Raw genomic sequence first — 12,750 nt, forward strand, 5'->3', positions numbered from 1 at the left:
CTATTGCAAATTTCATTATTTTTAGGTATTGCACATTATTTAATAAATATGTACCTTTGCAGCCACAAATTAAGGGTAATATTTTTAATTAATTATAAACATTTAAAAGAATAATAAAACAATGAAAATTTTTAAGAATTTCATCGGTCTTGCTGCAATGGCTCTTTGCCTCGGCTTCGCTTCTTGCAGCAGTGATGACGATGCGCCTTCTTATAGTGGGGGGGGCAATTGACAATTCGCCTCTCAAAGCCCTTCTCGAAAGCAAAGGATACACATTCGACGAGAACGGCAAGTTGCTCCTTGATGACAAAGCTAACAGCACAATTTCACTCGACCTTTCAGGCACACAGGTTGATACCGCCGCCTTGAAAGAGCTTTCAGTTTTCCCTAATTTGAAAGAGTTGAACCTTAGCAACAATGGCTATGGTGAGACTTTCGATTTTTCTGTTCTTCCTGCTCAGATTACAGGCATCGACCTCACAAATAACGACATTTACAACTACGACAACCTCGTAAAGGTAACAGTAGAGGAAAATGGCGATGAGACAGTAGAGAACCTTCACAATATAACCAAACTTTATTTACCAAAAGATGCTAAGTATAACATTGCTCAGCTCATGCGTTTCTATCGTCAGAATAAGTCTGCCATTGATGGTGGTACTATGGATGTTGAAATGCAAAATGCTAATGGTGGTTTGGAAAAATATAATACATTGAGGGAGATTCCTGATGCATCTTTAAGAGAATATTTAAAAACTCAATTTTCAGATTTGTTTGATGGCGATAAATTGAATATTTATAAACACTTAGGAAACACTCAAAAAATTAACCCCCTATCTATTGGTGAATACCAAGAAGTTGAAAGTGTAGAAAGTTTGGAGGGTATTGAGTACATAATAAACAATCCATATTGGGAAGGAGCTGTATTGGCAATAATGCCAACTACGAAGGTAGATTTTCCTAAAAATATCAACATTCCTTCGACTGTCGTACGATTAGGATTGAAAAACTTGAATTTCCTTGATGGGTTAAATATTACACAAGCAAACTATCTCACTTATGTATATCTCGAAAACTTGGATAATGTCGAATCTTTAGACTTTAGCCATACAACCAACTTTTTACAAAGAGGAAGTGATGTTGAGTATGACGAAGGTGAAGGTAGTAAATTATATGTATTGAATTGCCCAGAACTTAAAAATATCATTTTCCCAAATGCAGAAAAATTGGCTGCTAACGAAATTGATTTGGAATATTTGCTAAAGTTAGAGAAATGCGACTTGTCTAAATTCTATATGATTTGTAACTTCTCATTAGGAGATTTGGCAACATCCTATAATCTTGTATATCCTAACCTCACAGAACACAAGGGAGGTCCAAGAGAAAACAAGACATATTTCGCTTGTTCTCAAAGTACTTATGATAGAACTTCAACAAAAGACTTCATTGATAAATACTATACAAACGCTTCTCCTAAATGCTTAAGCAAAAGTGGTAGTTTGAGAAGTTCTTTGAACAAGGGTATTAGATGGTAATAATTCACATGTTAAATATAAAAATCAAAGTAAAATGAAAAAAATTCTTTTTGCCATGTTTATGGCTTTGACTTTTGTAATGAATGCAAAAGCAAACGTGAGTGATTATGTAGGTGAGTACTATGGTACTTTGTCAAACATCATGATGAACAACAAGACTGGTTATGCAGACCAAACTATGTCTTTCTTCATCACTGCCGATGGTAAACTTCATGGAGAAATTGGTCAGATTGGCAAGATGCCAGGTAAGATTACCATAGACATGGATGTTGACATCGACGAGGATGGTAATATGACAGCTGTTTATACCAAGGCTGGCGTTCTTGACTTTACTATAAGCATCTTAGGTTCTTCTACACTTTATTTGGATGAGGATGGAGCTGATGACGATGGTGCAACCAGTCCTTTTGTTGGCACTATCAAATCTAATAAGATGAACTTTACTCTATATGTAGTTGGTAAATACTTAGGTGCAAGTTTCCCTGCACGAGTAAGCTTCGAGGGTACAAAAAAGTAACCAATGAGTAGTGTGGTAAAGAAAATCCAATATATTGTATTTCTTATATTTGCTCTTTTTGCAGTAGCTTCTTGTAGCAGTGATGATAGTTTAACGCAAGAGGCACCAGCAGATGAATATGTAGCAAAAGCAAAAGAATTACTTAATGGAGATGTTGTCCTGTCTACTAAAGCAACCATGAGTGGTGTTGATAAGACTCACTTGGCAAATGGTTGTCCTACGAAATTCAATTTCACATGGAAAGAAGATGGAACAATGACACTTTCATTGGTCGATTTTACGGTTGGTTCAATGCCACTTGCTGTTACATTTAAATGCAATACGAAATTTATGAAGTTAAATTCTTGGGACAAAGATGAGCGCCCAGAGGCTGGTTGGATTAAATTTCAAGGCAAAAACGGCAATGTAACAACTGATGGAGAAGACCCTAAAGATTGCCAAACTGGTAGTGGAGCTTCTGTTGAAGGCTATTTGAATGTAGAAACAAAACAGATTGAATTTATTGTAAATTACAATCTGATGAACGTTCGTACAGAGACTTTCAAACAAACTATTGACAAGAATCGCATCAACAACTTTGATACGGAATTTGAGCAATACGAAAAAGACCTTCTACAATGGAAGAAAGATAATGGCGAAGCATAAAGGTTTATGTTTCGTATAAAGCAAGAAAGAGGGGTATGCCCAGACATATCTCTCTTTCTTTTTGTAAATAAAAACAAAAGAAAGGAAGAAAGAATAAGCCATAGCGAGGCTAAAATCGTGTAAGGAATAGAAATCAACAAAAGGTGTAAACCTTTTCGACATATAAACACTTCGTTTTCAGAAGCTATACTAAGGTCTGGCTTCGTTGCTACAAGTGAAGGGCTACGCTGGTATAAGCATAAGCCAATATCGGTATAAGTGTGAGCCTATGTCGATATAAGCGTAGGCTAACGTTGATATAAGCATAAGTCAACGCCGATATAAGCGTCAAGCGATACTGCTATAAGAAGAATTGGATGAAAATAGAATAACGATATAAATGAAGACAATTAGAAAAGTAATGTTCATGGGGGTGCTCTTGCTTCTTGCCCTGCCAATGGCAGCGCAACGCAAGGTGAAGTTTGCCATCGCAGAGAAGGCAACCGAGCAACCAATCATCGGCGCAGTCATCACCTACGCCGACAACGAGAAATTGAAATCGCCACAGCGTGTTGTTACCAACATGGATGGTGAGGCTACCATCTCGGTGCCTCAGAGTGGCAAGTGTTATTACCAGGTGGTATCCGTGGGCTATAACCCTCTGAATGGAACCATCGGAAGCGACAACTCCCTCAAACTCTTCATGACAGAAGACGTGATGAAGGTGAACGAGGTGGTGGTTACTGGTTCCCGTACCGCCCGACCTATCAAGCTCTCGCCAGTGAGCACGCAGGTGCTCGGCGGTAAGGAACTGGTAGATGCAGGCTATGCCGACCTGACCAAGGCCCTGCAACAGGAGACACCGGGTATGAACATCCAGAAGGTGGGTTTCGGCAACGAAATCTCCATGCAGGGCTTGGATGCCCGCCACGTGCTCTTCCTGCAGGACGGTGAGCGATTGACGGGCGACATGGCTGGCAACCTCGACTATGAGCGATTCAACCTCCATGCCATCGACCGCATCGAAATCGTGAAGGGTGCCAGCAGTACGCTCTATGGCAGTCGTGCATCGGGTGCCGTCATCAACCTCATCACCAAGAAAACTACCAAGCCTATCGACATTCAGGCTGGTGTGCGTTGGGGACAGATGAACGAGCGCAACTACAAGAATCCATCCAAGAAGGACTTCCTGTATATGTTTGAGAAGAATGCCGACCGCCCGAACCTGCAGAGCTGGGTATCGGCAGGATTCAATGCAGGCAAGGTAACTTCGCAGACGGACGTGTGGTATTCTTCGAGCGATGCCTTCTACATGTACCAGGCGGAGAACGACAAGAAGGTCTATACCCAAGAGGCGAATCCTTGGCTCGACCACGACGTGACCATTACCAGCGTGGCTTCCCGTCCGCCAATGGGCATCGAGGGTACAGAGCATATCTCGGTATCGCAGAAGGTATTCTACGACCCTTTCAAGAACCTGGAGATTCTTGCCTACGGTAGTGCGTTCTATATGAATACCTACGACCTCATTCAGGATATGACCTTCAGTCAGGCGCGTGACTGGACGGCTGGAACCAAGATTAAGTACTCCTTCAAGGATTGGTTCAAGATTACCGCCTCCCTTCATGGTGACTTCTACGACCGCTTCAAGCGTCACGAGCGTATCGACGAGCGTACCAAAGTGTATAAGAGCCGTATCTTCCAGCCTCGCCTCTCCATCACCTCGCAGAAGTTCGAGGGCCACGACCTCATCCTCGGTATCGAGCACCTGAGCGATGACCTGACGAGCGACCGATTCAACGGCGATGCCTCCCACATCATGCGCACCCGTTCGCTAAAGGAAACGGAGGCTTTCCTGCAGGACGAGTGGACGATGAACGACCACTGGATGGTTTCGGCAGGTGTGAGAACCAACTTCAGCCGTGTCTTCGGACTGATGGCGATGCCTAAAATTGCCTTCAAGTGGAGTCCTTCGGATCACTGGGCATGGAGAGCCAACTATTCGATGGGCTACCGTTCGCCAAGCATCAAGGAGCTGTTCTTCAACTGGGACCACCTCGGCATGTTCATGATTAAGGGTAACCCGGACCTGAAGCCTGAGAAGAACAACTACGTGAGCCTGGGCACAGAGTACTCGAACGATAACTTCTTCATCTCGGGCAATGTGTATGGCAACTTCTTCCGCAAGAAGATAGAGGGCGTATGGCGCATCTACGACATGCAGTATAACTTTGAATACACCAACCTCGCCAAGCAGAACCTCATCGGACTGGAGACCATCATGCGCTGGCACTTCCTCAACCACTTCACGATGAATGCCACCTACAGCTACGTGAACGTGAGCAAGACGGATGGCATCCAGGTGAACACCACTTCGCCTCATGCTGCTACGGCGAGCCTCGACTATAAGTACAGCAAGAAGAACTACCGACTGGGCGCCACCTTCTCGGCAAGCTACATGGGTGAGAAGAAGTTTGATGTGCAGGACCGACTCTCTGTAAACGGTAAGAGCCACGATGCCTACTTCCGCTGCCAGTTGCCTCAGTATGTATTGTGCAACCTGTCGGTGATTCAGACCTTCTATAATAAGGTGAAGGTGACGGTGGGTGTGGATAACATCTTTAACTATGTGCCAAAGACCCTGGGTTCGGGCATCACCATGTTTAACGTGCCAGCCACGGCAGGAGCCAAGGCGCATGTGCAGGTGGAAGTGTTGGTAGATGAATTGGTAAAAGCATTTAGAAAGAAAAAATAATGAAGAAAGCATTACTATATATAATAGGTATGGCAGCCGCAATGACGAGCTGCGTATCTTATGAGGCTGAGGACTTCACTGGTCATACCTTGCCCCGAAAAACAGGTTATAGCACGGGTGTTACCAACGACTGGCTCTATTTTGACCTGAAGACGGGACATCGCTATAATGTGCTGAATCCTAACCAGAGTGTCATCGCCTTTATTGATGGCAAGCCGGTGAAGGAATACTTCGGTTGCGAGGGTGACACCACCGTATATTGGACGGAGGGCGTTCAGAAGAACGTGTTCCAGGACTATAAGCGCGATGCCGATGGTAATAAGGTGCTGGTGAATCCTAACAATCCGAAGCAGGGCTACGAGATGGTTGCCCGAAAGGCAAACAGTCTGCTGGTGATGGAGAACAAGGAAGATGACCCCAATACGATGGCTTATCCTGCTACGGAGTGGGATCTCGCCTTCAATGGTTATCAGCTCCGCACCAACAGTGGAACGAGCGGTCCAGGCAAGGGCGGTGCTGCCGACCTGGGCTATGGCGAATATGACAAGTGGACGAGCAAGGCGCAGGTGGATGCTTATCTGGCAGAACACAATATGACCTTCGCCGTGGATGATTCGGCAAGTGTCTATGTCACCATGTCGCAGAACGACTGGAACAAGTATTGCATCGCCAACAAACTGGATATGAACAAGAACCCTTGGTTCGACCCGAACAACGGACCTGCCAAACAGTTGGTAAGCGGCAATCCGGTGCTCGAAAAGGCAATGAGTTTCTCGGGTCCACCTCCAGTATATACTCCTTCTTTCCATACCTACGTAATCCGTTCGTGGGATGGCGAGAGATATTACAAGCTCCAGATTATCTCCTGGTATGATGCCAATGTGCAGATAGGTGATGAGGGAGGTAGAATCAGTTATTACTTAGATGAATTAAAGTAAACATTAAACATTATGAAACAATTGAATTGGTGGAAATCCATCGCATCGTTCCTCGTGGTACTCTTTACCATGCCGTTGGGACATGCGCTGATGATGATAATGGATAAGACGATGACTCCTGAAGCTGTGCATTACTCAGCCTTCTTCATGGGGTTGGCAGGTCTTATCATGGTAGTAATCGGGGTCTTCGTAAAGGGAGACACCAAACAGACTCTTTGGGGACTTTTCGGAGGTCTGCTTTTCTGGACCGGTTGGATAGAATTTCTGTTCCAGTACTATGCTACCCGCTGGGGTACACAGCCGGAGATGGAGAATGGCGAAGTTGTGACTCGCCCTGAATACCTCATCCTCCCTGCCACCTTCGGCATGTGGATGATGATGATGGTGCTCTACATCTTCTCAACCAAAAACGGATGTAACTTCATCAACTGGTGGCAGCGTTTTCTCTTCCGTTCCCGCAAGAACGAGATTGCCGCCCGTCCGATGACACATCATACAAGTATCGTCACCTTCATGGAACTGAACATGATTCTCTGGACTAGCTATCTCCTGTTGATGTTCTGCTACGACAAGAACTTCCTAGGCGACCATCATCCTGTAACTTCGGTTGTTGCCGCAGCTTGTCTGATAGGTAGTTTCTTCATCTTCCGAAAGCAGTTGCGTTTGAGCACATGGGGAGCCAATATCCGTATGGCTATCGCAACGGTTGTCGTGTTCTGGGTACCAGTGGAAGTGCTTGGTCGCTTGGACTTTTTCAAGGAGATTTGGATTGAGCCGGAGAAGTATACTACCCAGATGATTTGCATCCTCGTGGCATTCGTGGCATTGCTCGTCTATATCATGTTTGCAGCTCACAAGAAGAAAAGCCATGAGTAACAAGAAACTATATTGGTGGAAATCCATCGTGTCGATGGGCGTGATATTGGGAAGCATGCCCATGGTTCACTTGGTGGCACGAGTATTGAAGGACAACTACGACGGCACGCAACTGTTGGGTGCTGGCATGGCTGTGGGATTCGTGGGCTTGGTGATGGTGGTGGTCGGTGTTTTCGTCAAGGGACAGACTCGCCAAACCTTGCTCGGACTTATCGGTGGCATGTTCTACTGGACGGGTTGGGTGGATTTCCTCTTCATGTATTATGCCCATCGTTGGGGAACACATGCCGAGATTGACCCCACAACGGGAGAGGTGTTGAGCCGAGCTGAATATCTTCTGCTCCCTGCCACCTTTGGCTTGTGGGCAATGGTGATGTTGCTCTACATCTTCTGTTCCCGAAATGCCTGCAACTTCCTCAACTGGTGGCAGACGCTCTTCTTGGGGAAGAACAAGCGACTCATCGCCGCTCGCCCGATGACACGCCACACCAGCATTGTTACCTTCATGGAAATCAACACAATGCTCTGGACTTGCTATCTCCTGCTGATGAACCTCTACGATCCTCAATTGTTTGGTCGTGAGAGTCCAGTCACCTTCGGTGTAGCCTTCGGTTCCTTGCTTTCTGCCCCTTACGTATTCCGCAAACAACTCCATTTGCCATCATGGGGAGCGAACATCAGAATGGGTACGGCTACGGTTATCGTCTTTTGGATTGCAGTAGAGGCTTTCAACCGTACAGGAATTATTGGGAAGTTGATAGATAATCCTTCTGCCTATCCTTGGCATTGGGTAGTCATGGGGATAGAACTTTGCTTCTTGGCAAGAAAGATTATTAAAGACAACAAAAAATGAAGAAAGGAACTTGGAGGAAACAACATAAATGGCTCGGTATTGGCATGAGTTTCTTTATGCTCATGTTTTGTTTGTCAGGTATTCTGCTCAATCATCGTTCACTCATCAAAGATGTGAACATAAGCAGGAAGTATCTGCCAAGCCGTTATGAGTTTCGTAACTGGAACGGAGGTTTACTAAGAGGTACGCTCGACCTTGACAAAGGTTTGGGGGCAGACTCTTTGCCTGTATCGGACTCTTGTCATCATCTGTTGCTTTACGGTAATGGTGGCATTTGGCTTACAGATTCCAAGGCTTCATTTTTCAAGGGCTTCAACGAAGATTTGCCTACAGGGGCAGACTACCGACAGATTAGAAATGTGATAAAGACCGGTGATGGAAATATCTTTGCAGTATCTCCCTTTGGGCTTTATCGATATGGCGTACATGAAACGTGGCATGAGGTGAAAATGCCTTTGGGTGAAGACGAGAAATTGACAGACATTGCTTCACATGGTGATACTCTTGTGATACTTAGTCGCTCCTTTGCCTATACCTCACATTCTCCTTATACGACCTTCAAGCGGATCAAACTCCATGCTCCTGAAGATTATGACGGCAAAGTAACCGCATTCCGTACCATTTGGTTGTTGCATAGCGGAGAGTTATTTGGTTTGGTTGGAAAGTTGATTGTCGATGCCATAGCCTTTATCATTGTGATACTTTGTATTACTGGTGGCATATTTTGGTTGAGACCGAAAAGGACTGTCTTGCTGCAAACATCGCTTCGTCTCCATGATAAGATAGGAAGATACACCATCATCTTCACCTTTTTAATAGCATTGACTGGTTGGTGTTTGCGTCCTCCTGTGATGATAGCCTTGGTATTGAGCAAGATTCCTGCCCTTACAGGCACAACGCTCAAAAATGAGAATCCTTGGAATGACAGACTCCGCATGATACGTTATGACGAAGGATGTCATGACTGGCTTCTTTCTACATCAGAAGGCTTCTATTCCTTGAATCTCGAAAAGGCTACAGTAAAGGCTTTAAATTCAGCTCCACCTGTCAGCGTAATGGGATTGAACGTATTACAGAAAGATAAAGAAGGCAAGTGGCTCTGTGGGTCTTTTAGTGGTTTGTTCACTTGGGATAGGCAACAAGGCACAGCCATCGACTACTTTACAGGTAAGGTTGCGCCAAAGAAAGCAGGTGCTCCATTCGGAAAGAAAGCAATCGCAGGAATGAGCCAAGATTTTGCCAGTCCTGTCATTGCGGAATATTACGAGGGAACATCTTTTGCCCCACAGCCAGCAAGTATGAACCAACTTCCGATGTCGCTATGGAACGTGGCGTTAGAGGCGCATAGCGGAAGAATATTTATCGGAAGCCTCGCCACATACATTTTTATCTTTGTGATGGGCATACTTGCCCTTTGGTGCTTGTGGTCGGGTTATAGAATTAGATTGAAGAAATAACATACATTGCACAAAAATCCAATTCTCATTAAACAAATGCGAAAACAAAACTGATAGTGGCGGATGTTATAGTCAGCCTCTATCAGTTCTTTTTATTATTTATCTACAGCAATTATTGAGGTATTGTAATTTTATCTTCTCATACTACCGAAACTTTTGTTGGAAGAATTATTCTTCTTGTCATTAGACTTACTATCGCTCCTATTATTGGTGGTGTTGATTTCGATGGCAAAGGTACGGCATCTTTTGTTCTTGGCAAAAGAAAAAACTATAACCGTAAGCGAAATTTCCCTAAAATGAATATGGGATTTCCCCTTGCCACAATGGTATAACCACAAAGAATGTTACCTTATTATCGTTTTATAAGCCTTTTGATTTCGTTTGATTCATTTGTCAATTTCTTTGCCAAACTATCTTTGTATGCAGCCATTTCTATCATTTCACGGTGGCGACGGACAGAATCCTCATAAGCAGCGACACGATTTCTAACATTATCAATAACATCTTCATCTCGTAGCACCGAGAAGTTATTTTCTATGTAGCGGATATTCGGGTCGCCAGATGGGAGTACCATTCGCAAAGCACGATATTTCAAATCCGCTTCCTCCCAATCTTGATGCTCTCGCCATTGGGTAAGATTGCCCCAAATGGAGAGAACAAGAGACAGAACCAAGCCGACAATGAAAAGAAGAACGTACTTTGATGTAGGCTCAAAGCGATGAGTGATAATCTTCTTCTGAGGAGTGTTGCTTATTATGTCAAGTCGCTCTTGCAGGTCTTTTGATGCTTCGCCTTGTTCTTGCTTCATCTGCTTGATTGTTTCAAGCAAGAGTTTATCACGCCGTTCATCTTTGCTTGTTTCTTTCTTGGTAAGCTCGATATAGACACATAGTGCGTCTCTTAATCTTGCCAACTTTTCAATAGTTTCCTCTTCTTTTGCAGATACAGAAAGGATGGCTTCTTCAAGTTTGCTTGTGTCAACACTCACAGGAACAGGAGTGCTTCCTGCCTCTGCATTCTTAGAAGCAGAAAGTTCATCGACTTTTTGCTCCAATCTCTCAACTGTGCCATAGATGGCTTCCAACATTTCTTCTTTCATAGTTCTTTTGTTGTTTGAATGGTTTGTAACTTGCATCAAAGGCTAAAGCCTCTTCTGCGTTTCTTCTTTTTCTTCTTGGCTGATTCAGCCTCAGGGAATGGCTCATAAGTTTGGGCATTGGACGGAGCGAATAAGCCGATGGAGGAAATACTACTCCAAGGGTCTTGGGTATGCTCTGATATTTGTTGAGCTTGTTCTCTTTGGTGACAACTCGGTTGTCCTCCTTGCATGGATTCTGCTCTTGGCGACACACGATTATACTCAGCACCAAACCTTGCATCTAACTTACCGAAGCTGTATTCTCGGCTAATCTGCGTACCCTTGAAACTATAGCCATCCTTAACCAAACGGATGCCTTGCACCTTGGTTCGCTCCTTGTCCTTATAGACAAACTCCAAACAAACGCCTCGCTTCGCAAGTTCATTTTTGAATTTATGCCAACTATCTGAGGTCTTCAAAGCATCCTTAACAGCATTGTGAATCTCATATTTTGTACGCTCCGCATTGCGTAACTTACGAGTGTTAGTATTGCTTTTATCCGTTCCGTAAGTCAATCCATACTTGGATTTTAGAGCCTTGGTCACTTGCTCATTACGCTTGTAATCATTCTTGTCCGATATGAGTTTGCCCTCGTTATTGATGCGGTTATACACAATATGACAATGCGGATTGTCTGTGTTGTGATGTCTCACGATGATGAATTGGGTATCGGTGATGCCCATCATCTGCATATATTCAAGGGCTATCTTAGTCATGAACTCATCCGTCAAACGTGGCTTGTCCTCTGGTTTGAAACTCAATGCAATGTGTCCCACAGGCTTCTTAATTCTTGGATTGAGTTGCCTTTGCAACTCAAAACTTTGCGCTATCTCGGCATTCGTGCCGAGTAACACACCATCGGATGCAAGGATTTTTGCCTCATCATTGCCTGTCACATAGCGGACGCAACCACCAAAGGATGCGCCTTTCTTTAGCTTGCCTATCATGTCGTATCCTCCTTTCTACTCATTCCGCTTGGCTTCGGTTTAGAACTTGCTTGGCGATACTCGCCAAGGATTGTTTTCAACCTTTTCAACAAGTCCACCACATACACATGGGTCTCATGGAAACCTCTCTGATGCGACAGCTTGGTAAGTTGGTTGAGGTTATTCGCCATGCCGATGAGGTTCTTGGCTATGGCAACTGTCTCTGTGTTGTGTCCGCTCACCACCTCGCCATTCAAGGCGGACTCTCGGATGTATTCCGCCAACTTACAGTTGGCTTTTCTCGCCCTCAGTCTCAATGCCTCGTAACTTGGCTTCGAGAACTTCACCGTGACAGACTTCGACAGCTTGCGAACCCTGCCTGTTGGCGGTCTTCCGCCTCTTCTCTTGTCTTGTTCCTGTATGCTTGTCATTCGATATACTGTTTACAGTTTGTGTACTCACTTTCTGCGACCGTTGGGAGCAAAATTTCTCTGCCCTCATGGTGGAACGAGGCGTTTTGGGGTTCCCAAAACATAACCTCGCTCCCTCCTCAAAACACGTTAGTTGAGACTTCTGCCTCTCGACTCTCCATACCCAAGGTCGCAGACCTTAGTTCTCACAATTTGCGCCACGCCTCGAAGTCCTCTTCATAGAGGTCGAGGTGGTGGCGAACGATGTTTTCGATGATGCCCGACACGCTCATGCGCCTTCCTCCAAGGATGCGGACGATACGGTCAAGGCGGTCTCGTACCTCGGAACTGACGAAGACAGGCTTGCGGTCGTCAATCCTTGGAACTTGGAGGAAAGTATGCTGATACTCCTCCAAGGTCGCCTTGCGCTGTTTGCCACTGATGCGCTTCTGCGGATTCGGTGGCAATTGAGACTCGTTCGTTGGCTGTCCCTCCATATTGGATGATTGGGCATTCGTCGCAGCCTCTGAATTTACCGAAGCAGCATCATCAAGTTCACCAAAGAGTGGGCTGTAATCTCTTTCATAGCTTTTGCCATAAGCAGATGATTGGAACGAAGCCATCACTTCTTGCGTCATTTTCTCCTCCTGCTCAGGAGTTACGTTTACATCTTTTGTTCTTGCCATAATCTACGCTGTTTAAAATGTTAGTATTGTGGTCA

At 44.8% G+C, this 12,750-nt stretch carries 12 protein-coding genes; 8 read left to right on the forward strand and 4 right to left on the reverse strand.

The features are described 5' to 3' along the window. Positions 1 to 149: 149 nt before the first annotated feature. The 8 genes from F7D73_RS06465 (at position 150) to F7D73_RS06500 (ending at position 9,555) form a co-directional block, all read left to right on the forward strand. On the forward strand, positions 150 to 1,535 hold the full coding sequence (locus F7D73_RS06465) for a hypothetical protein (protein ID WP_153123220.1): 1,386 nt from the start codon (positions 150 to 152) through the stop codon (positions 1,533 to 1,535). Positions 1,536 to 1,569: 34 nt separating this feature from the next. Continuing rightward, positions 1,570 to 2,052, forward strand: coding sequence for a hypothetical protein (locus tag F7D73_RS06470; protein ID WP_153123223.1), 483 nt, complete (start codon positions 1,570 to 1,572; stop codon positions 2,050 to 2,052). A gap of 3 nt (positions 2,053 to 2,055) precedes the next feature. Beyond that, positions 2,056 to 2,697: a DUF4903 family protein gene (locus tag F7D73_RS06475; RefSeq protein ID WP_153123224.1), complete on the forward strand. Its 642-nt coding sequence runs from the start codon at positions 2,056 to 2,058 to the stop codon at positions 2,695 to 2,697. A 379-nt stretch (positions 2,698 to 3,076) separates the two neighbouring features. Then, complete coding sequence (locus F7D73_RS06480) at positions 3,077 to 5,431, forward strand: TonB-dependent receptor (protein ID WP_153123226.1); 2,355 nt, start codon at positions 3,077 to 3,079, stop codon at positions 5,429 to 5,431. Then, positions 5,431 to 6,369, forward strand: coding sequence for an HmuY family protein (locus tag F7D73_RS06485; RefSeq protein ID WP_153085059.1), 939 nt, complete (start codon positions 5,431 to 5,433; stop codon positions 6,367 to 6,369). The genes F7D73_RS06480 and F7D73_RS06485 overlap by 1 nt, the downstream gene beginning before the upstream one ends. Positions 6,370 to 6,381: 12 nt before the next feature. Then, positions 6,382 to 7,245: a hypothetical protein gene (locus tag F7D73_RS06490; protein WP_153085060.1), complete on the forward strand. Its 864-nt coding sequence runs from the start codon at positions 6,382 to 6,384 to the stop codon at positions 7,243 to 7,245. Further along, positions 7,238 to 8,098, forward strand: coding sequence for a hypothetical protein (locus F7D73_RS06495; protein ID WP_153123228.1), 861 nt, complete (start codon positions 7,238 to 7,240; stop codon positions 8,096 to 8,098). Before F7D73_RS06490 ends, F7D73_RS06495 begins: the two co-directional genes overlap by 8 nt. Beyond that, entirely contained in the window at positions 8,095 to 9,555 is a 1,461-nt protein-coding gene (locus F7D73_RS06500) for a PepSY-associated TM helix domain-containing protein (protein WP_077154034.1), read from the forward strand. Before F7D73_RS06495 ends, F7D73_RS06500 begins: the two co-directional genes overlap by 4 nt. 352 nt (positions 9,556 to 9,907) lie before the next feature. On the opposite strand, the gene F7D73_RS06505 is transcribed toward F7D73_RS06500, so the two are convergent. The 4 genes from F7D73_RS06505 to F7D73_RS06520 all read right to left on the reverse strand — a co-directional run bounded on the left by F7D73_RS06505 (position 9,908) and on the right by F7D73_RS06520 (position 12,715). Then, the gene (locus F7D73_RS06505; RefSeq protein ID WP_153123230.1) at positions 9,908 to 10,654 is read right to left on the reverse strand and encodes a hypothetical protein; all 747 of its coding nucleotides are present in this window, start codon (positions 10,652 to 10,654) and stop codon (positions 9,908 to 9,910) included. A 35-nt stretch (positions 10,655 to 10,689) separates the two neighbouring features. Continuing rightward, the gene (locus F7D73_RS06510; protein ID WP_153123232.1) at positions 10,690 to 11,640 is read right to left on the reverse strand and encodes a relaxase/mobilization nuclease domain-containing protein; all 951 of its coding nucleotides are present in this window, start codon (positions 11,638 to 11,640) and stop codon (positions 10,690 to 10,692) included. Then, a complete protein-coding gene (locus F7D73_RS06515; protein ID WP_153123234.1) occupies positions 11,637 to 12,050 on the reverse strand; it encodes a plasmid mobilization protein in 414 nt (137 codons plus the stop codon). The genes F7D73_RS06510 and F7D73_RS06515 overlap by 4 nt, the downstream gene beginning before the upstream one ends. 185 nt (positions 12,051 to 12,235) lie before the next feature. Next, positions 12,236 to 12,715 (reverse strand): DUF3408 domain-containing protein, encoded by a 480-nt coding sequence (locus F7D73_RS06520; RefSeq protein WP_153123236.1) that lies wholly within the window; start codon positions 12,713 to 12,715, stop codon positions 12,236 to 12,238. Positions 12,716 to 12,750 lie beyond the last annotated feature (35 nt).

Source organism: Segatella copri (genome assembly GCF_009494395.1).
Classification (GTDB): Bacteria; Bacteroidota; Bacteroidia; order Bacteroidales; family Bacteroidaceae; genus Prevotella.